At 73.6% G+C, this 19,767-nt stretch carries 17 protein-coding genes; 1 reads left to right on the forward strand and 16 read right to left on the reverse strand.

The window, feature by feature from the left end; translation table 11 throughout:
- Positions 1-669: 669 nt before the first annotated feature.
- Together ABZ154_RS29975 and ABZ154_RS29980 are read right to left on the reverse strand one after the other, a co-directional pair.
- Positions 670-1,059: an enediyne antibiotic chromoprotein gene (locus ABZ154_RS29975; RefSeq protein ID WP_356837513.1), complete on the reverse strand. Its 390-nt coding sequence runs from the start codon at positions 1,057-1,059 to the stop codon at positions 670-672.
- A 118-nt stretch (positions 1,060-1,177) separates the two neighbouring features.
- Positions 1,178-2,818 (reverse strand): MDR family MFS transporter, encoded by a 1,641-nt coding sequence (locus ABZ154_RS29980; RefSeq protein ID WP_356837514.1) that lies wholly within the window; start codon positions 2,816-2,818, stop codon positions 1,178-1,180.
- A 295-nt stretch (positions 2,819-3,113) separates the two neighbouring features.
- Here ABZ154_RS29980 and ABZ154_RS29985 point away from each other — a divergent pair, with 295 nt between their 5' ends.
- Positions 3,114-4,193: a ParB N-terminal domain-containing protein gene (locus tag ABZ154_RS29985; RefSeq protein WP_356837515.1), complete on the forward strand. Its 1,080-nt coding sequence runs from the start codon at positions 3,114-3,116 to the stop codon at positions 4,191-4,193.
- An 86-nt stretch (positions 4,194-4,279) separates the two neighbouring features.
- Here the strand turns inward: ABZ154_RS29985 and ABZ154_RS29990 are convergent, their stop codons facing one another.
- The 14 genes from ABZ154_RS29990 to ABZ154_RS30055 all read right to left on the reverse strand — a co-directional run bounded on the left by ABZ154_RS29990 (position 4,280) and on the right by ABZ154_RS30055 (position 19,514).
- Entirely contained in the window at positions 4,280-5,053 is a 774-nt protein-coding gene (locus ABZ154_RS29990) for a response regulator transcription factor (RefSeq protein WP_356837516.1), read from the reverse strand.
- A gap of 191 nt (positions 5,054-5,244) precedes the next feature.
- Positions 5,245-5,649 carry a GNAT family N-acetyltransferase gene (locus tag ABZ154_RS29995; protein WP_356837517.1) on the reverse strand — a complete coding sequence of 135 codons (405 nt, stop codon included), beginning with the start codon at positions 5,647-5,649 and terminating at the stop codon, positions 5,245-5,247.
- Positions 5,633-6,919 (reverse strand): adenylosuccinate lyase, encoded by a 1,287-nt coding sequence (purB, locus tag ABZ154_RS30000; RefSeq protein ID WP_356837518.1) that lies wholly within the window; start codon positions 6,917-6,919, stop codon positions 5,633-5,635. The genes ABZ154_RS29995 and purB overlap by 17 nt, the downstream gene beginning before the upstream one ends.
- A 60-nt stretch (positions 6,920-6,979) precedes the next feature.
- Positions 6,980-8,497, reverse strand: a complete 1,518-nt coding sequence (locus ABZ154_RS30005) for a glutamine synthetase family protein (RefSeq protein ID WP_356837519.1) — start codon at positions 8,495-8,497, stop codon at positions 6,980-6,982.
- 20 nt (positions 8,498-8,517) lie between these two features.
- Positions 8,518-9,897 carry an amidase family protein gene (locus tag ABZ154_RS30010; RefSeq protein ID WP_356837520.1) on the reverse strand — a complete coding sequence of 460 codons (1,380 nt, stop codon included), beginning with the start codon at positions 9,895-9,897 and terminating at the stop codon, positions 8,518-8,520.
- A 71-nt stretch (positions 9,898-9,968) separates the two neighbouring features.
- Positions 9,969-11,900, reverse strand: a complete 1,932-nt coding sequence (locus ABZ154_RS30015) for a hypothetical protein (RefSeq protein ID WP_356837521.1) — start codon at positions 11,898-11,900, stop codon at positions 9,969-9,971.
- Positions 11,897-12,229: a 4Fe-4S dicluster-binding protein gene (locus ABZ154_RS30020; RefSeq protein WP_356837522.1), complete on the reverse strand. Its 333-nt coding sequence runs from the start codon at positions 12,227-12,229 to the stop codon at positions 11,897-11,899. Before ABZ154_RS30020 ends, ABZ154_RS30015 begins: the two co-directional genes overlap by 4 nt.
- 48 nt (positions 12,230-12,277) lie before the next feature.
- Positions 12,278-13,747, reverse strand: a complete 1,470-nt coding sequence (locus ABZ154_RS30025) for a nucleotide pyrophosphatase/phosphodiesterase family protein (protein ID WP_356837523.1) — start codon at positions 13,745-13,747, stop codon at positions 12,278-12,280.
- Positions 13,744-14,913, reverse strand: a complete 1,170-nt coding sequence (eboE, locus tag ABZ154_RS30030) for a metabolite traffic protein EboE (protein WP_356837524.1) — start codon at positions 14,911-14,913, stop codon at positions 13,744-13,746. The genes ABZ154_RS30025 and eboE overlap by 4 nt, the downstream gene beginning before the upstream one ends.
- Before the next feature lie 3 nt (positions 14,914-14,916).
- The gene (locus ABZ154_RS30035) at positions 14,917-15,807 is read right to left on the reverse strand and encodes a TatD family hydrolase (protein WP_356837525.1); all 891 of its coding nucleotides are present in this window, start codon (positions 15,805-15,807) and stop codon (positions 14,917-14,919) included.
- Complete coding sequence (locus ABZ154_RS30040) at positions 15,777-16,424, reverse strand: EboA domain-containing protein (RefSeq protein ID WP_356837526.1); 648 nt, start codon at positions 16,422-16,424, stop codon at positions 15,777-15,779. The genes ABZ154_RS30035 and ABZ154_RS30040 overlap by 31 nt, the downstream gene beginning before the upstream one ends.
- The gene (locus ABZ154_RS30045) at positions 16,421-17,266 is read right to left on the reverse strand and encodes a sugar phosphate isomerase/epimerase family protein (RefSeq protein WP_356837527.1); all 846 of its coding nucleotides are present in this window, start codon (positions 17,264-17,266) and stop codon (positions 16,421-16,423) included. Before ABZ154_RS30045 ends, ABZ154_RS30040 begins: the two co-directional genes overlap by 4 nt.
- Positions 17,263-18,387: an SCO3242 family prenyltransferase gene (locus ABZ154_RS30050; RefSeq protein WP_356837528.1), complete on the reverse strand. Its 1,125-nt coding sequence runs from the start codon at positions 18,385-18,387 to the stop codon at positions 17,263-17,265. Before ABZ154_RS30050 ends, ABZ154_RS30045 begins: the two co-directional genes overlap by 4 nt.
- Positions 18,384-19,514 (reverse strand): inositol-3-phosphate synthase, encoded by a 1,131-nt coding sequence (locus ABZ154_RS30055; protein ID WP_356837529.1) that lies wholly within the window; start codon positions 19,512-19,514, stop codon positions 18,384-18,386. The genes ABZ154_RS30050 and ABZ154_RS30055 overlap by 4 nt, the downstream gene beginning before the upstream one ends.
- Between the last annotated feature and the right edge of the window lie 253 nt (positions 19,515-19,767).

The raw sequence follows: 19,767 nt of genomic DNA on the forward strand, positions 1-19,767 counted from the left end.
CACTCCGCTCGGCGGACGGGGACGGCCGGCCCGCGGCGTCACCGTGTCGGTGACGGCGGCGGGCCGGGTGTCGTCCCGGAAAGTCAGGGGGGATTCCCGGAGTTCCAGGCAGGGCAGGAGGGCCGCCGTCAGCGGCGGCCCAAGAGGGTCCGGCGAACCTTCGCGGTCGCCTCCGTGCGTACCGTTCACAGCGACTCCTTCCATCGCAACAGTCGGCCGGGGCGCTCAACCGGAGCTCGGCTCCCGCTGGAGGGGCCGGGCCGGCCGCTGCTGCCGGTGCCCGTGCCGCGGTCGGCTCCCGGCGACGCACGAGCACCTCCCGTAGAGGCGGCTGGTGTGCCGTACGGGAGGTGCTGGTGTGGTTGCCGGGGGCCGGCTCCCGCACGGGGTTGCCGCACGGTCGGCGGTGCGCGAGGGGCTGGTGGTGCGCGCGAGTTCGGTGGGCCAGGGGCCGCAGGGGGTCACCGTGCGGCCGGCCGGAGTTCGTCGAGGTGCCGGTAGGTGGGGAATCCGCGCGGGATCGCCGCGTGATCGGGGCCGTACGGGATGCTGGGCCGCCGTGCAGGGTCGCTGCGCGGCGGGCGGCCGTACGAGGGGTGCCGTCCCCGCGCGGGGTCCCCGCGCGGCCGGCGGGCGCTCCGGGCAGGAACCCGGTGGCGCCCGCGTACCTCAGCTGAAGGAGATGTTCGAGGCGACCTGGCCGGTGGCCTCGGTCCAGGCCACGACGCGGCACTGGTCCACGGCGCAGTCCACGGCGACGCTGGCGCCGGTGTTCCAGTCCGTGGCCGTGAAGGTCTTGTTCACGGGGAGCGAGTGCTGGATGGCGCCGTTGGCGTCGGCGGCCGTGACCACCGCGGTGGAACAGATGAGGCCATCGGCGCACTGGGCGAGGCCGACCTCGGCGTCGGCGGCGAAGCCGGTGCCGTTCACGGTGACCGACTGGCCGTCGGAGAGGCCTGTGGCCTGGCTGAGCGAGAGGGCCGCCGCGGCAGAGGCGGGGCCCGTGGCGAACGCGAGTGCGGCGGTGGCGGTGGCCCCGAGGACTGCGAACCTGGACATACGCGAGCGGGTGAGCTGCATGTCGACAAACTCCACATCGTGTGCGGGTCGGATGAGACGTGATGGGTTGATCACGCCTCATCAGAGTCGGCACAGGCAGCTGAGATTCGCTCGAGAGTCACTCGAATGGCTGGTCCGCAGTCGGTGTTCGAGGCGGTGCGCCCCCGCCGCGGTCGGATCGGCGGATCTCGGACGCCGCACGGCCGAGCTCTGATGCGGTGGCCGGTACGGCGTCCGGGACGGTGTCGCCCATGGTCTTCCGCAACGGGACCTCCTTGACGAGGAGTCCCGCCACGAGGGCGAGGGCACCAACCGCCGTGCCGAACAGGAACGCGGTGTGCGTACCGGCGGCGGTGGCGTACCGGTAGGCCTCGCGGACCGGGGCCTCCAGCTCGGCCAGGCTCGCCGCGGACAGCTGGGCGTCCTCCAGCAGGGGGCGCCCCGGCATCCGCTCGGCCACGGTGCCGGCCACCCGCTGGTGGAAGAGGGCGCCCATGACCGCGACGCCGAAGGAACTGCCGAGCGTACGGAAGAGGGCGGCGGCGGCTGAGGCGACGCCGATGTCCTTCATCTGCACGCTGTTCTGCGCGACCAGTGTGGTGATCTGGAGCAGGCAGCCGAGGCCGGCGCCGAGCAGCGCCATGTAGAGCGCGGACTCCGGCCGCGAGGTGCCGGTGTCCATCGTCGAGATCAGGTACATCCCGACGAACAGCAGTGCGCCGCCGGCCACCGGGAACACCTTGTATCGGCCGGTGTCGCTGGTGACCTTCCCGGCGACCGCCGCGACCACGATCATCGTGGCGAGCATCGGCAGCAGCAGCAGCCCGGAGTTGGTCGCGGAGGCGCCCTGCACGGTCTGCTGGTAGAGGGGCAGGAAGAGCACGGCGCCGAACATCACGAAGCCGGTGGCCGCGCCCAGTACCGCCATCAGCGAGAAGTTGCGGTTGCGGAAGATGTGCAGCGGCACGATGGGCTCGGCCGCCCTGGTCTGCCAGTGGAGGAAGGCGGCCAGCGACAGGACGCCCGCCGCGGCCAGCGAGAGGATGACGCCCGAGCCCCAGGCGTACTCCGTGCCGCCCCAGGTGGTGAGCAGGACGATGGAGGTGATGCCGGCCATCAGCAGGGCCGCCCCGAGGTAGTCGACGCGTGCCTGCGAGCGGCGGGCCGGCAGGTCCAGCAGCACCGCGGCCAGGACGAGGGCGATCAGGCCGATGGGCAGGTTGATGTAGAACGCCCAGCGCCAGCCGAGGTGGTCGGTGATCGTGCCGCCGACCAGCGGACCGCCGATCATGGCGAGCGCCATCAGGCCGGCGATCATGCCCTGGTACTTGCCCTGCTCGCGCGGCGGCACCAGGTCACCCACGATCGCGATGACCCCGGCCATCAGCCCGCCGGCACCGAGGCCCTGGATGGTCCGGAAGCCGATCAGCTGGCCCATGTCCTGGGCCATGCCGCAGAGCACCGAGCCCACGAGGAAGATCACAACGGCGGTGATGAAGACACCCTTGCGGCCGTGCATGTCGCCGAGCTTGCCCCAGATGGGCGTCGCGGCGGCGGTTGCCAGCGTGTAGGCGGTGACCACCCACGACAGGTGCTCGAGCCCTCCGAGGTCGCCGACGACCGTGGGCATGGCCGTGGCCACGACCATGTTGTCCAGCTGGGAGAGCAGCATCGCGATCATGAGGGGGAGCAGCAGGACGCGCACGCTGTGCCGGCGTACCGTCTGCGGCAGTTCCGCCACCTCTCCGATTGTCGCCACTATCGCTTCCCCTCACTCGACTCGCCTGGTTTTGTGGCCGCTCCGTGCGCCTACGCGCCGTGCGGGCCTGGCCGGTCCCCGTAGGGAGGGGACGGGCGACAGAAGCAGTGCAGCAGCGGAAACTCGCGTCCCGCTCGCGTACGCGGCCCCGTTGCGTCGCCCCGCGGGGCCGAGGGCCGGGCATGTCAGGTGCGCATCAGCCTGGTGTCAGGCCGAGTTGCGAGGGTCTGGGATGGACCGCCATGGCCCGACGACCCCCGGGCTGCCCGACCGCTTGCGTCAATGAGGAGTTGCGGTGACTGCCAGCCAGGGTGTGCGCACGCACGACGACAACAGATCGGACCGCCTGCTCGAGCTGCGGGACACGCTGCGTCAAGCGCCCGTGGAACAGGTCCGGCTCGCCGACCTGACGGTCTGTTTCACGCCGCGCGCCGCCGGGGTGGACGACGGGTGGGCGCTGGCGCTGGCGGAGGTGGAGACCCGGTTGCCGCCGATCCTCGTCCACCACCCCAGCATGACCGTCATCGACGGGCAGCACCGGCTCCGGGCCGCCCGTCTCAAGGGGCGCGAGCACATCGACGCTTGCTTCTTCGACGGCTCCCAGGAGGACGCGGCGATGCTGGCCGTGGCGGTGAACGTCACCCAGGGCCGCCCGCTGCCCCAGGCCGACCGGGTCGCCGCCGCGGAGCGGATCGTCCTCGCGCGGCCCCACTGGTCGGACCGCGCGATCGCGGTGGTGACGGGTCTGTCCGCCAAGAAGGTCCGCGAGATACGGCTGCGCGCCGATCTGCCGCGGTGCGAGCGCCGCGTCGGCCTGGACGGGCGGGTGCGGCCGCTGAACACCGCTCAGGGGCGCGAGCTCGCCGGGCGGCTGCTCAAGGCTGACCCCACGGCCTCGCTGCGGACCGTCGCCCGCCAGGCCGGGATCTCCCCGGCGACCGTGGCCGACGTACGGGACCGGCTGCTGCGCGGTGACGACCCGGTGCCGCCGCGCCGGCGCGGGCCGGCGGCGGCAGAGCGCGGGCCGCGCGAGCGGGACGGCGACGGGCGGGACGGCGACGAGCGCGGTGGTACGGAGCCCAGGTCACCCGACGAACTGTTCATGATCTTCGACGCGCTGCGGCGCGACCCCTCGCTGCGGCTGAACGAGGTGGGCCGCAGCATCCTGCGGATGCTGGGCGCCTGCTCGCTGATCGCCCGCGACCGCCGGCGGATCATCACCAACCTGCCGCCGCACTGCACCGGTCAGATGGCGGAGCTGATGAGCGGCTACTCCGACCTGTGGCAGATGTTCGCCGAGGAGCTGCGCGACTGCGAGGAACGGGAGTCGAACGCGGCCGGCGGCGCGGCGGCCGGCCCCGGGCGGACCTGGTAGCGCACCCCAGGGCACACTCTCTTCGCGAGAACGGCGGGTCCTGCGGGCGGCGCCCGCAGGACCCGGCTTCCGGGGTGTCTGTGCCCTCAGCCGTTTCCGAGCTTGAATCCCACGCCCCGTACCGTCACGATCCACCCGCTGTCCCCCAGCTTGCCGCGCAGGCTGCTGACGTGGGTGTCGACGGTGCGCCGCGACCAGGAGTCGCCCCACACCTGCTGGAGCAGCTGCTTGCGCGGGATGACCGTGTCCGGGTGCGAGGCGAGCAGGCACAGGAGGTCGAACTCCTTGCGGGTCAGGGCGACCTCGACGCCGCTGACGGAGACCTCGCGCGAGTTCACGTCGACACGCAGCCGGCCGTGGCAGATCTCCTTGACGGCGGCTGGCTGCCACTGCGCGCGGCGCATGACGGCCTCGATGCGGGCCATCAGCTCGCGCAGCCCGTACGGCTTGGTCACGTAGTCGTCGGCGCCCGCCTGGAGTCCCAGCACGCAGTCGAGCTCGGACTGGCGGGAGGTGACGATGATGACGGGGACGCGGCTGACGGCGCGGATGGCCCGGCAGACCTCCAGCCCGTCCAGGTCGGGCAGCTCCAGGTCGAGCAGCACCAGGTCCACGTCCTCGTACGCCTGGAGGGCCGCGGTGCCGCGTTTGACGTCGATGGACTCGTGGCCGTGCCGCCGCAGCTGGGTGACCAGGTAGTCGGAGAAGTCGGCGTCGCCGTCCACGACGAGGATGCGCCAGCGTTCGGGCCCCGGGACCGGGCGCGGGAGGTTCCCGGCCGCGCCCTCGCCCACCAGGCGCATGGGGTGCGGGGCGGGTGTGTGGAGCTCCAGCTGTGCCTGTGACGAGATCTGAGTCATGCCTCCCCCGAGGGTCCTGCACGGCCCGTGCCTGTTGGATACGCCGACGGATGCGGACGCGGACCGGAGCGGGGCTCCGGTCCGCTCCAGGTCGCGTCCCGTCGACGAAGCTACCGATGCGCGGTCGAGTTCCGATACAGCGCGGGACCGGGGTCGGGTGAAGCGGGTGCGTCGGGCCCGTCGGGGTCCGGCTACGGGTTGAGCACCCACGCGGAGTTGTGCTGCGTGAACCCGATGCGCGGGTAGTAGTCCACCGCGGCCGGCGCCGACAGCAGCACGATCTTCACGCCGGGGGCCTCGGCCTGCGTCGCGGCGATCAGGGCGCGGCCGACGCCGGAGCGCTGCTGGCCGAGGGTGACGGCGATGTCCGACAGATAGGTGACGTAGGAGAAGTCGGAGACGGCGCGCACGATGCCGATGAGCGCGCCCGGTTCGTCGCGGGCGACGAGCACGAGGTTGGCGTGCCCGAGCATCGCGGCGAACCGCTCCCGGTCCTCGATCGGGCGGCGCTCGCCCAGACCGGAAGCGCGGTAGACCTCGAGGACCTCGTCCAGGTCCAGGTCCGCGCCTTCGACACGCTCAATCTTCCAGCTCACGGAGCTGCTCCAATCGGTTTCGGATCACGTCGTGGTTGACAAGGAAGCGCTCCGGCCGAAGGTCTCCCGGGTCGATGCCGCCCGCCTTCAGGGACTCGCCGAAGTGGTCGCCCGTGGCGATCGTCCGGTCGGCCGCGGCCTGCACCGAACGATAGGCCTCCTCGCGCTCCACGCCCTCGCTCAGCAGTTCGGCGAGGAGGGACGAGCTGTAGACCAGGCCGTCGGTCTGGTCGATGTGGGCGCGCATACGGTCCGGGTGGACGGTCAGCGACTCGACCAGGTCGGCGGCCCGGGTCGCCTGGAAGTGGCCCACCAGGAGGCTGTCGGGGAGGATGACCCGCTCGACGGACTGGTGCGCCAGGTCCCGCTCGTGCCACAGTGCCACGTTCTCGAGGGACATGTTCGCGTACCCGCGCAGCAGCCGGGCGAGCCCGCACAGCCGCTCGCTGGTGGTGGGGTTGCGCTTGTGCGGCATGGCGCTCGAGCCCTGGTACGCCGAGGAACGCCGCTCCTCCACCTCGCGGACCTCGGTGCGCTGAAGCAGCCGCAGTTCCAGGGCGATCTGCTCGATGCAGGCGCCGAGGGCGGCCACGGCCTGGAGCAGCTGGGCGTGCCGGTCACGGCCGACGACCTGGCTGGGGGACGGCTCGACGCCGAGGCCGAGCGCCTCACAGACGTACTTCTCCACGGCCGGGTCGATCAGCGCGTACGTGCCGACGGAGCCGGATACGGTCCCGACGGCGACGGCCTCGCGGGCCGCGGCCAGCCGCCTGATCGAGCGGTCGACGGCGAAGGCGTAGCCGCCGAGCTTGTGCCCGAAGGTGGTCGGCTCGGCGTGGACGCCGTGGGTGCGGCCCACCATCGCCGTGTCCCAGTGCCCGAACGCCTTGGAGACCAGGACGCGGCGCAGCCTCCGGGCGGCCTCGGTCAGCAGGTCGGTGGCGCGGGCCAGGGTGAAGCCGAGCGAGGTGTCGACCAGGTCGTAGCTGGTCATGCCGAGGTGCACCCAGCGGGCCGAGGAGTCGGGGATGTCCTCGCAGTAGGCCGCGAGGAACGAGAGGACCTCGTGGTCGCGCTCCTTCTCGATCTCGGCGACCCGGGACGCGAGCGGCACCCGGGCCCGGCGCATGTCCTCGACCGCCTCCTGCGGGACACGGCCCAGGCGTGCCTGCGCCTCGGAGGCGAGGATCTCCACACGGACCCAGGTCTCGTACTTGAACCGGTCCGAGAAGAGCTCCGCCATCTCGGGCAGCGCATAGCGAGAAATCATGAAACGGCTTTCTTCCGAAGGGGATGGCCCGCCGGGCGGCGCCCGGCGGCGCGGGCCGGGTCAGTACGCGCCGAAGTACTCGCGCTGCTCCCACTGCGTGACCTGCCCCGGAGCCGGGGATGTCTGCGAGCACCAGGCCTCGTACCGGTTCAGCTCGCTCTCCTTGAGCTTGGCCAGGGTCGAGGCGAGCGGGCCGCCGAGCACCTGGGCGGCCCGGCCGGAGCGGAAGGCGTCGAGAGATTCGCGCAGGGTCTGCGGCACGGTATCGGCGGCGCCGGCGGGCGGGGCGGGGGCGGTCGGCGCGGGGGTGGCTTCGGGGCTGCTGCCGGCGAGCCCGTCCAAGCCCGCGTGCAGCTGGGCCGCGATGCTGAGGTACGGGTTGGCGCAAGGCTCGCCGACCCGGTTCTCGATGTGCGCGCCGGCGCCGCTGCCGACCACACGGAGCATCGCCGTGCGGTCCTCCACGCTCAGGCCGATACGGGTGGGGGCGAGGGAGTGCTGGACGTTCAGCCGCCGGTAGCCGTTGACCGTGGGCACCGACAGCAGGCACAGCTCGCGGACCCAGGCCAGCAGGCCCTCGGCGTACGCCTTGCCCTCGGGCGACATACCGCCGGAGAGGCCATCGGCGAAGAGGTTGCGGCCGGTGGCGGTCTCCACTACGGACTGGTTCAGGTGCCAGCCGCTGGGGTCGGCGCTGTCGAGGGCGGGCTGGGACATGAAGGAGGCGTGGTGGCCGGAGCGGGAGCACCACCGTTTGGTGACGGTGCGGAAGAGCAGCATCGCGTCGGCCGTGTCCAGGGCGGACATGGGGCTGAAGGTGGTCTCGACCTGGCCGGGGCCGGACTCGTGCTCCATCGACCGTACAGGCAGGCCGAGTTCGAGCAGGTGCAGGGCGAGCGGGTCGGTGACCGGGGCGATGGTGTCGTAGGCGGCGTCGAGATTGAACTGGTAGCCCGCGTTGACGGCGGCGACGCGCGGGGCCTCACCCTGGAGTCCGAAGCCGTTGCCGGTGTTGCCCGCCTCGTCGTCGAGGCGGCGGGTGAGGTACCACTCGACCTCGAGCCCGAGGACGGGGGCCAGGCCGCGCTCGGCGTACCGGGCGAGGGTCCGGCGCAGTACGGCCCGCGAGGACAGGGGGTGGGGGGTGCCGTCGCGCAGGTACTCGTCGCCGATGACCCAGGCGGTGCGCGGCCCGCTGCCGGGCAGCATCTGGAAGGTCACCGGGTCGGGCACGAGGATGAAGTTACCGGCGCCCGCGATCTCGCCGACGCCGATGCCGTGGTCCCCGAGGAAGTCGACGGCGACGGCGTGCCCCGTGTCGAAGATGAACGGGCCCGGGCTGAAGTTCATGCCGTTGCGCAGCGCCGAGCGGAAGGCCTGCGCCGTCAGCGTCTTGGAGCGCGCCAGCCCGTGCGGGTCACCGAAGACCAGGCGTACGAAGTCGACCCGGTCCAGCCCGGCCTCGACGCGTTCGGCGGCGGCGAGCTGTGCCTCGTCCCACAGCCGGTGGTCGGCTACGAACGAGGGGGAACCGACACTGCCCTCGGCGGAGGGGGATGACCATGATCTGGCGTACATGGCGGGGAGCATCCTTGTCGCTAGAGGGACACGAGGGTGGACAGGGGCGGCTGCGGCAGCGGCGCGAGCTCCGCCTCGAGCCGGCGGGCCACCGTGAGGACCAGGTCGTCGGCGCCGACCGGGCCGACGAGCTGGAGCCCCACCGGGAGCCCGGAGCGGGTCGGCCCGGCCGGGAGGGAGACGGCGGGCTGGCCCGTCATGTTGAAGGGGTACGAGGCGGGCGCCCAGTTCAGCCAGAGCAGGTCGCGCGGGTCTGCCGCCCAGGCGGGTCCGATGGCGTCGGCGGCGAAGGGCTCGATGGGCACGGTGGCCATGGCCAGCATGTCGTAGCGGTCCATGACCGAACGCAGGGTGGTACGCAGCCCCTGGCGCACCGCCTCGGCGCGCATCACGTCGGCCCCGCTGAGGGTGCGGCCGTGCCGGACGACCTCCAGGCGGCCCGGGTCGATCCGTTCCTCGTCCTCGGGCTCGGTGCCGGCGGCCTCGGAGGCGGAGAGGATGTCGACGAGCGCGGGGTAGATGTTGTCGCAGCGCACCTCGATGTGTTCGACGGTGTGGCCTTGGGCGACGAGGAGGTCGCGGGCCGCCTCGGTGACCCGGCGCACGTCGGGGTCGGTCTTGTCGTACTCGATCCAGCCGACCCGCAGCGCGCGTTCGTCGCGGTGCACGCCGGGGAGACCGAGGTCGGAGTCGGGGTCGGTGAGGTGCGGGCCGGCGATGACCTGGCCGAGCAGGACGGCGTCGGCGACGGTCCGGGCGAGGGGGCCCTGGTGGGCGAGGCGGTCGGCGCCGCTGGGGAAGTACGGCACACGGCCGAAGGACGGCTTGTAGCCGACGACTCCGCAGAACGCGGCCGGGATGCGGATCGACCCGGAGCCGTCGGTGCCCAGCGACCCGTCGCACAGCCCGGCGGCAACCGCGGCGGCGGCCCCGCCGCTGGAACCGCCCGCGGTCAGGCGCGGGTCGTAGGGGTTGCGGGTGGGCGGGGCGACACGGCCGACGGTGGAGGCGCTCCAGCCGTACTCGGAGGTGGTGGTCTTGCCGACGATGATGGCCCCGGCCGCGCGCAGCCGTGCCACGGCCGGAGCATCCGCGAGGGGGCGGTCGTTGGGGAGCAGCGAGCCGCGCGTGGTGGGCAGGGTGCGGGTCTGGAGCAGGTCCTTGACGGAGACCGTGACACCCAGCAGCGGCATGTTGCGCCAGGCGTCCGCGCCGAGTTCACGGATGCGGTCGTCGGCCTCCTGCGCCGCTTGGAGGGCGTCATCGCCCGCGACCGCGACGTACGCGTCCAGGGTGTCCCGTTCGCGGATGGCCGTCAGGACGGACTGGACGTGCTCGACCGCGGAGATGTCTCCCCGGCGGAGGAGTTCCTTGGTGTGGCTGACGCCGCGGGCGGTCATCGGCTCTCCTTCAGAAGCGCTCTCGGCAGGGCCGAGGGGCGAGCGGGAGCGGGCGGGGCCCGCCGTGCGGGTCAGGACGCACGGCGGACCGGCCGGTGGGCGGCTTCGGCGACCGCGGGCTCGGTGCCGGTGATGGACTTCCAGTGCCAGCCGGCGTCGAACGCCGTGACCTCGGCCTGTTCGCCTCGGGCGGCCAGGGTGGCGGCGGCGCTGGTGGCCCCCGCGATGAACGCCGACACGCAGTGGGCGGCGAGCATGTCCTGCTCGTCGAAGGGGGTTCCGTCGCAGCGCAGCAGCCGCAGGTCCATGAATCCGTTGAACCGGCGGCCGTCCACGTCGACGGCCTGCGGGGAGCGGACGGTGAACCGCACCAGGTTGTTGACGTGCCCGTGGTGGTGCTGGTCGGAGTAGAAGGCGATGTCCGGGATGGTGGGCGGTACGAAGTGGTCGCGGGCCAGCACCTCGGGCACGCGCGGGATGTTGCCCGCCACGAAGTGCCAGGAGTTGTACTGCATCCGCGAGGACATCGCCCAGGCGGTGTCGGCGAGCGAGGCGACGGAGCCCGCGAAGTGGCGACGTGCCTCGGGCAGCGGCACCACGCAGCAGAAGAACTGGGTGATGTCCCAGTCGCAGATCTCCGCCCAGCGCTCCTCGCGGACCGCTCTGATGAGCTCGGGCAGCGACCGCATACCCCGGCTCATCGCGAAGTCGGCCCGAAATGCCTGGGCGGACGCGGCCACGGCCTCGTAGACGAGGGACTCCAGGCCGGTGCCGAACCCGCCGTGCGGGGCGGCGAGCCACTGCGGGGACCCGGCGACCTCTCGGCCCAGCTCCTCCAGCGTGCCGCCGGTCAGCGGCAGCTTCTCGCGCAGCAGCGCGCAGACCGCGTCCTCCTGGGCGCGGGCGCTCTCGCCGGGAGCCGCGGCCACCTTCTCGATCTTGTGCATGAGGGCGCCGTGGATCTCCCGGTAGAGCTGGGCGCTCCCCAGGGCCTCCTGGCGGCGGTCCTTCAGCATGAGGGCGAGGGCGCTGAGCGCCTCGACGCTTCCGGAGGCGGCGGGGGGCACCTCGGTGGTGCCGCCGGGGATGGCGTTGTAGTTCCGGCGCACCCGCTCGAGCATGTACGCGAGGTGGTCGACGGTCAGCTGGGTGCCGTTGGCCTCCTCGACACGGCCGAAACCGGCCGAGCGGATCAGCAGGGTGAGGCAGACGACCAGCTGGACGTCCTGGTCCGACCAGAGGTCCACCGGAAGCCCTTGCAGGCCGCTGAGCGCGCAGTCGGGGTGGCCCGGCCACAGGGTCTTGCCGGTGAGGTTGTTCGGACCGCGGAAGTTCGTGTACAGCTTCTGGTCCTGGTGGAGCACGAAGGGCGCGTTGCGCAGCGCCGCTTCCTTCGCCTGCTCCAGCAGTTCGTCGCGGCCCTCGGGGCCCTGCCGCTCCAGCCACCGACGGCAGTCGGCGACGGACTCGGCGAGGCGGGTGCGGGTGCCTGCGATCTCCTGGCGGTAGGACTCCAGGGCGCGGCGGCTCCACGGGACACGCAGCACTCCGGCGACCAGGTCACGCTGGTCGAGCGGGCCCCGGGAGGGGACGCGCAGGGCGATGCGGCCGCTGTGGGAGAGGCCGATCTCGCCGAGGAAGGCGGGCTCGTCGGCCGCGTCGGCCGGACCCGCGGCGGCCTCGCCGCTCTGCGCGCGCCAGGTCAGGCCGGTGAGCGCCTTCAGGGCCGCCTCCTCGGCGGTGCCCAGCGCCCGCATCTGGATGTCGGCGGGGACGTGCCCGTCGAGGGTCAGCAGGACCTCGACCGTCGAGCGCAGGTCGGTGGCCTCGCCGGCGGCCCGCCAGACCCGCTTGAGCAGCCCGGGGAATCCGGCGTCGGGTTCGGCCTCACGTTCCGGCTTGAGGGTTCCGGCGGGGGTGCCGAGCCGGCTGGGGCGGCGGCTGACCCGCTTCCTGGCGTTGATCTCACGGCGGGTCAGCCCGCGCTCCGACGGGCCGGTCACAGGGCGCCTCTGGTGGTGAGCTCGATGTGGTTCCACATCGTGTCGTCGGTCGGGGTCCAGTCCTCGTCGACGTAGATGCAGTCGACCGGGCATTCCAGGACGCACTGGGGGCAGCCCGAGCACAGCTCGGGGATGATCACGACGTCCAGCCCGCGGTCGAAGATGGCGCCGAACTCCGCGGGGCAGGCACGAAGACAGGTGTCGCATGTGATGCACTCGGACTTCTCGATGCGGCGCGGCGGCTTCTTCCAGTCGGTGCGGGTGCGCTCGGCAATCCGCTGAGCCCGCGCGGACAGCTCATCCGACGTAGCGATCTTTTTCACGGGCATGGACCCCTTTGAGTCTCGGCCAACGCAGGAAACCGGTGTGACCGATCGTCAACCGGCGCTCTCGACCGGTCCCGGAGCGCCGGTTGTGGCCTGCTGGAGTCCCCTGGCGGCCATGGTCCCGCCGAGCCCGGCGAGCTCCAGCAGCAGCGCCTTGACCTCGGTCGCGGCGACACGTCCCGCAACGGCCCCGGGCCGCGAGCACAGCAGCACCGGGCCGTCGTCGGGGTGGCCGGGCAGCCGACCGTGACTGCCGCGGACGGGGGAGGGGTCCAGCGGCACGACCGCCATCCGGTAGCGCATACCGAGCTTCTTGCGGACCAGGGCGCGCGCGGCCTTGACCCGGACGTAGGGGTCCTCCGGGTCCATGAACAGCTCGGCGGGATCGTAACCGGGCTTGCGGTGGATCTCCACGTGCCGCGCGAAGTCGGGGGCGCGGGCGTCGTCGAGCCAGTAGTAGTACGTGAACCAGGCGTCCGGCTCGGCGAGGAGGACGAGTTCGCCCGAGCGCGGGTGGTCCAGACCGTGCTCCTTCTTGCCCTGCTCGTCGAGGAGCAGGTCGACGCCATCGAGGCCTTCGAGGGCCGCGCGCACAGCGCCGAGGTCCTCGGGCCGCCGTACGTAGACGTGCGCGAGCTGGTGGTCGGCGACGGCGAACGCGCGCGAGGCGCCCGGGTCGAGGTACTCCATGCCGTCCTGGGTGTGGACCTCCAGGAGCCCGGCCCGGCGCAGGGCGCGGTTGACGTCCACGGGCCGGCCGGCGTCGGTGATGCCGTACTCGGAGAGCGCGACGACGGTACGGCCCTGGCGGCGGGCGTCCTCCAGCAGCGGGGCCAGGGCCTCGTCCAGGGCGGCGGCGGCCCGGTGGGAGCGCGGGTCGCCGGGGCCGAAGCGCTGGAGGTCGTAGTCGAGGTGGGGCAGGTACGCCAGGGTCAGATCGGGGCTGCGGGTGGCCATCACGTGCCGGGTGGCGTCGATGATCCACCGGGTGGAGGGCAGGCCCGCGTTGGGACCCCAGTAGGTGAACAGGGGGAAGGTGCCCAGGCGTCCGGTCAGCTCGTCGTGGAGGGCCGGGGGCCGGGTGTAGCAGTCGGGCTCCTTGCGGCCGTCGGCGTAGTAGACGGGGCGGGGCGTGACGGTCCAGTCGGTGTCGGCGCCCATCGCGTACCACCAGCAGATGTTGGCGACGGTGTAGCCCGGATGACGGCGGCGGGCGGCGTCCCAGACCCGCTCGCCCTCGATCAGCTCGTGGCTCTGGCGCCACAGCAGGACCTCGCCGAGGTCGCGGAAGTACCAGCCGTTCGCGACGATGCCGTGTTCGGCGGGGGTGGTTCCGGTCAGGAAGGTGGCCTGCACGGAGCAGGTGACCGCGGGCAGCACGGTGTCCAGGGCGGCCTGGGAGCCCTGCCCGCCGAGGGCGGCGAGGCGGGGCATGTGGGCCAGGAGTCGCGGGGTGAGGCCCACGACGTCCAGAACAAGCAGCGGCGCGGGGGCACAGGGGGCTGGGGCGGTCAGCGTCATCGAAGTTCCTTCAGGCCGTGGTCCGTCAGCAGGTCGCGGGCGAGGGAGAGCTCGGCGGCGATGCCGTCGGCGAGCTGGTCCGCGCTCTTCGGCCGCAGCGCCGGTGGCAGCGCCTGCCAGGTGTACGTCTCCACCTCCAGGTGCCTGGTCAGCGGCCGCTCCCCGCCGACGAGGACGGAAAGGGCCTCCTCGAGCACGGGAAGCGTGGAGGCCAGCGGGGCGGCGGGTGCCGCGTGCAGCGGGATGTGGAAGTGGGCCCGCCACGGGGCGCCGTCGGGCAGCGTGTCGCCGGCCAGGGCCGGCCCGAGGTCGTCGGTGCCGAGCAGGCCGGCCGCGGTGCGGGTCCGGGTCTGGTGCAGGAAGCGCGGTTCGTCGAAGGCGGCCAGCGCGGCGCGCACCTCGGGCCGGCCGGGGTGTTCGGCGTGCAGGGCCGCGGAGAGCTGGGCCTTGACCACGGGCACCCCGGCGGCGCCCAGGGCCGCCAGGGCGCCGCGCGGCTCCTCGAAAGATGTGGCCAGGTGGCAGGTGTCGACGCAGATCCCGACGCGGTCGTGGCCGAGCGCGGAGAGCGGGCCGATGGCGTCGGCGGTGGTCTCCACCGCACAGCCGGGCTCGGGCTCCAGGGCGACGCGGACCGGGCGGCCGCTCGCCTCGGCCAGGTCGTCGAGACGGCCGCCGAGCTCGGCGAGGGCCGCGTGGGCGCGGGCCGCGCGCGGGCCGTCGTGGACGGTGCGCCAGGCCAGCGGCAGGGTGGAGATGGTGCCCTCGGCGGCGTCGTCGGGCAGCAGCGCGGTCAGCACCCGGGCCAGGGCCAGGGTGTACCCGAGCCGCTGCGGGTCGGCCCAGTCGGGCTCGTAGACCCGGTACTTGACCACCTCGGCGCCGAACCCCCGGTAGGGGAACCCGTTGAGGGTGACGACCTCCAGGCCGCGCCGGTCGAGTTCGGCGCGCAGGGCCGCGAGGGCGCGCCGGTCGGTGTCCAGGGTGCGGGCGGCCTCCTCTGCCAGCCACAGCCCGATGCCGAGGCGGGCGACGCCCAGGCGCCGGCGTACCGGCTCGGCGTACGTGCCGAGCTGGGCGATGACCCCTTCCAGGGTCTCGGCCGGGTGCACGTTGGTGCAGTACGCGAGGTGGACGACCGAACCGTCGGGATGGCGCAGGCGCATCGCTCACGCTCCGTCGGGGACGGCAGGGCGCGGGCTCTCGGCGCTCCTGGGTGCGCCGCGCAGGATGGAGTTGCCTTCGTGGGTGGCGGCGACGGCAGGGGTCTCCAGGCGCAGCCGGCCGCTGAGGGAGTAGAAGGCGACGGGGTTGCGCCACAGGACCAGGTCCACCGTGTCCTCGTCGAACCCGGCGGCCAGCATGGCCTCCCCGACCTTGCGCGTCTTGAGCGGGTCGCTCCTGCCCCAGTCGGCGGCGGAGTTGACGAGCACCCTCTCAGGGCCGAACTCCTCGAGGACGGCGACCATGCGCTGCTCGTCCATCTTGGTGTCGGGATAGACGGAGAAGCCGAGCCAGGCCCCGCTGTCCTTGGCCTCCTTGACCGTGGACTCGTTGAGGTGGTCCAGCAGGGTCCGCCCGGTGTCGAGGGCGGAGGCGCGGACCACGTCGATCGTGCGCTTCAGGCCGGCGAGCTTGTCCCGGTGCGGGGTGTGCACGAGGGCGGGCAGGCCGTGGTCGGCGGCGAGCTGGAGCTGGAGCTCCATGGCGGTGTCCTCGGCCGGGGTCATGGAGTCGTAGCCGATCTCGCCGACCGCGACGACCTGGTCCTTGACCAGGTAGCGGGGCAGTTCCGCAAGAACCGGGCTACAGGCGGGGTCGTTCGCCTCCTTGGGGTTGAGCGCGATGGTGCAGTGGTGGGAGATGCCGTACTGGGCGGCGCGGAAGGGCTCCCAGCCGAGGAGGGCGTCGAAGTAGTCGAAGAACGACGCAGGAGAGGTGCGGGGCTGGCCCAGCCAGAAGGACGGCTCCACGACCGCGCGGACCCCCGCCGCGTACATCGCCTCGTAGTCGTCGGTGGTCCGCGAGGTCATATGGATGTGCGGGTCGAAGATTCGCATGGGAGCTCCTTGGTCAGGGCGAGCAGGTGGCGCAGGTCGTCGGGGACCTCACGGCCGGCGGCGGTGCGCTCGGCGGCGTAGGCGGTGAGCATCCGGGTGAGTTCGCCGTCTCCGCGTGCACGGCCCGCGAGGTCCGCGACGGCGGCCAGAGGCACCCCGGTGAACAGGCACTTGAGTACGGCGTGCCGCCAGGCGTGCGGCGACAGGTAGCAAGCCGCGTACGGGCCGACAGCCGCCGCGACCAGGCTGGTGTCGTTGGCCCGGAGCGCGTCCTCGACCAGGGCCACGCCCTCGGCCGCCCCGGGAGCGAGGTCCGGCAGGGCGAGCAGGACGGCGCGGCGCTCGGCGGCGGTGCCCTGCCGGTAGAGCCGGGTCACGTCGGCCGGGGCGGGCCGCGCCGTGCGCAGGAGCAGCAGGCGCGCCTCGGTGCCCGTGTCGGGGTGGCCGCACATGCGGCCCGCCTCGGCGAAGCGCAGCTCCCAGGCCGGGGCCTGGGCGGCGGCCTCGGCCCGGGCGGCGTCCAGCCAGCGGCGGGCGTCCTCGTCGAGCTGCCGGTACGGCCCGGCCTCTGCCGCAGCGTCCGGGCGGGTGTCCGGGCGGGTGTCCGGGACTCTCATCCAGTGCCTCCATCGCGCAGGAACCGCAGTGAACGCGCGGCGAGTTCGGGCCCGGCGTGGGAGTGGCGGGGCAGTTCGACGACGGTCAGCCCCTGGTAGTCGACTTCCGCCAGGGCCTCCAGTACCGGCGGGAAGTCGATCTCCCCGTCGCCGAAGGGCAGGTGCTCGTGCACACCGCGCCGCATGTCCTCGATCTGGACGTGCCGCAGCCAGGGCGCGGCGTCGCGCACGCAGTCGGCGGGCGAGCGGGGCTCCAGGCACTGGCAGTGGCCGATGTCGAGGGTCAGGCCGAGCGGGCCGGGGTCGCCCAGGCCGGCGCGGAGCCGGTGGAAGTCGGCGAGGGTGGCGAGCAGGTGGCCGGGTTCCGGTTCGATCGCGAGCGGTACGCCGTTCTCCGCGGCCGCGTCCAGGACCGGTCCGAGGGCTTCTGCGAGGCGTTTCCATGCGGTGTCCTCCTCGACGCCCTGCGGCCGGACTCCGCTGAAGCAGTGCACGGCGTGCGCGCCGAGTTCGGCGGCGATCCGCACAGCGCGCACCAGCAGCCCTGCCCGGGCTCCGCGGGCCTCGTCGTCCGCGTCGAGCAGGGTGGGCCCGTGCTTGCGGCGCGGGTCGAGCACGTAGCGGGCGCCGGTCTCCACGGTGACGCCGAGACCGACCTCCGCCAGGCGCCGTGCGATGCGGGCGGTTCGGGCGCCGATGTCGGGTGCGAGGGGGTCCAGGTGCATGTGGTCGAGCGTCAGCCCGACCCCGTCGTAGCCGAGGTCGGCCAGCAGCGCGAGGGCGTCCTCCAGCCGCAGGTCGGTCAGTCCGTTGGTGCCGTATCCCAGGCGCAGCCCGCTCATGTGCAGCTCACCTTCCGGGCCAGACGGGCGGCGAGCGGCGCGAAGGCGACGATCAGGAGGGCGGCCCCGGGGGCTCCCGCCCGGGCCGTCAGTGCGCCCTGGAGCGGCATCATGGCGCGGATACCGCCGCCGACGGCCCGCTGGGTGAGTACGGGTGACGGGTTGAGGGCCGCGTGCAGGAGCGGCCTTCCGAAGGTCAGCGCGTAGCTCGCGGCCATCGCGGCCCGTACGGCGCCGGTGGCGCGGTCGGCCGTCAGGACCGGGAGGGCGCCGGGTGCGGCATCCGGCTTCCCGGCGGGGCGGCGGACGAGGACGGCGGACAGGGCGCCCGCGGCGGCGAGGGCGGCGAGCGGGACGGCGGTGGAACCCCCCTCGGCCTCGCGGCGGGAGACCAGCGTGAGGACGTAGGTGTGGCCGCCGAGCACGGCTGCCGGAGCGAGCGCCGGACGTACGGCGCCGCCCGCGGCGGCCGCGCCCAGCAGCAGGTCCAGGGAGCGGGCCGCGGCCATGGCCGCCGGGCCCGCGGGGGTGTGCTTGAGCTTCAGGTCGTAGGCCCAGACCGTGGCCGCCAGCGGCACCGCGACCGCGAGGGCACCGCGGCCGGCGCGCGCCGCCAGGGCGAGGCCCGCCGCTGTCAGCACGCCCGCCGCCGTGAGGGCGGCTTCGGGCCGTATCCGCCCCGAGGGCAGCGGCCGGTGCGGGCGCTCACGCGCGTCCTCCTCGCGGTCCGCCCAGTCGTTGAGCGCCATGCCCGCCTCGTAGAGGCAGAGCGAGGCACCCACCGCGAGGGCGGTGCGGCCACGCGGTGCGGCCCCGGCGGCCGCGGCGCCCGTGAGGGCGTCGCCAGGCACCGTGAAGGCGCCCGGGGCGCGCAGCAGTTCCGCCCAGGCCCACAGCTGCTTTCCGGCCGTCGGACGGGGCACGGCAGTCGGACGGGGCACGGCCGGCCGCGAGAGGCCGGCCGGCCGCTGCGGGGCCCGCGGGGCGGGTGCGGAGGCGGCGGGGGCGCTCTCGCGCGGGTCACCGGCCGCGAGGCCCAGGCGCCGCGCCCACCTGCGCACCAGGGCGGTGCGGGTGGACGGCTTAAGGCGTGCGGGCGGGAGGTGCGAGGGGGCCGTCATCGGGTCCCTCCCAGCTTCTCGCCGAAGGCCAGCAGGGCCGCGTACTGCTCGGCCAGAGCCGACGGGCCGCCGTCGGGGTCCTTGAAGTAGAAGCCGAGTTCGGGGCGCGGCCCGGACAGGCCGCGCTCGTGGGCGCGGGCCACCAGCCGGGCCAGGTCCAGGACCAGCGGCGCCGCGAGCGCCGAGTCACAGCCCTGCCAGATCGTCTGGAGCACCATCCGGGTGCCGAGGAACCCGTCGAACACCACGTGGTCCCAGGCCGTCTTCCAGTCCCCGAGGGCCGGTACGTCGTCGATGTGCACCTCGCCCTGGGGCACCGCTCCCAGGCTGTCGGCGAGCACCCGTTCCTTGCCGGCGTTCTTCGCGGCCGCGGCCGCCGGGTCGGCGAGCGAGGCTCCGTCGCCGCCGCCGAGCAGGTTGCTGCCCGACCAGGCCCGTACGTCCAGCGCCCGCTGGTGGAACATCGGCGCCAGTACGGCCCGCAGCAGCGTCTGGCCGGTCTTGCCGTCGCGGCCGGCGTACGGCAGGCCCGACGCGGCGGCCGGCCCGGCGAGTCCGGGGTGGTGCAGCCCGGCCGACGGGGTGAAGTTGACGTACGCGCAACCGGCCTTCAGCGCGGCGGCCGCGTACAGGGAGCTGGCCGGCCAGGCGCCCTCGGCGGGGACCGGCTCGGTCGAGGCGACGTTCACCACGACCGCACGGGCGACGCCCGTGCCGCGGACGAACTCCTCCATGTCGGCGGCGAAGCCGGCGATGAGTTCCGCGTGGTCGCGTCCGTCGCCCGGCAGCGGACCGCCGGGGCGGATCCGCGCGTCGGCGGCGGCCAGTTCGCCCTGCACGGCGGCGGTCAGCCGGTGCGGCAGCACGCCCTGGGCGGCCAGTTCCTCAGCCCGCTTGGGCAGCGGGGCGAGCGAGGTGTCGTGTCCGCCGAAGACCAGGGACGACAGGGCCGGCAGGCCGCTGCCCGCGAAGGCGGCCGTCTCGGTGACCAGTGCTGTGGAGGGGTGGAGCCCGGCCGCCAGTGCGGCGCAGCCCGCGACCACCGTGGTGGCGACCGAGCCTCGGGCCCCTACCAGCCACACTCCGGTGAGGGCTCCTGCGGGAGGGGTGTGGGTGTGAAGGAACACGGGCAGCCTCCGTGAAGTCGGCGCAAGGGGATACCCGGCCAGGATGCCGAGCCGCCCGTCCGGGAGCCGCCCACCTCCGGCGGATGTCGAGCGTCCGCCGAGCCGTTCCCCATCGCAGGCCCACCGGAACACGCCCGACGGCCCCGCCGGTCCAGGTGACCACCTGGGAAGAAGCGGCGAACATCGACATCGCGCCTCGGCTCGGCCTGCCACCCCTGCCGGTCGTGCACTGGCCGGAAACCTCCGACGCGCA

Source organism: Streptomyces sp. NPDC006261, assembly GCF_040613515.1.
Lineage (GTDB): Bacteria > Actinomycetota > Actinomycetes > Streptomycetales > Streptomycetaceae > Streptomyces.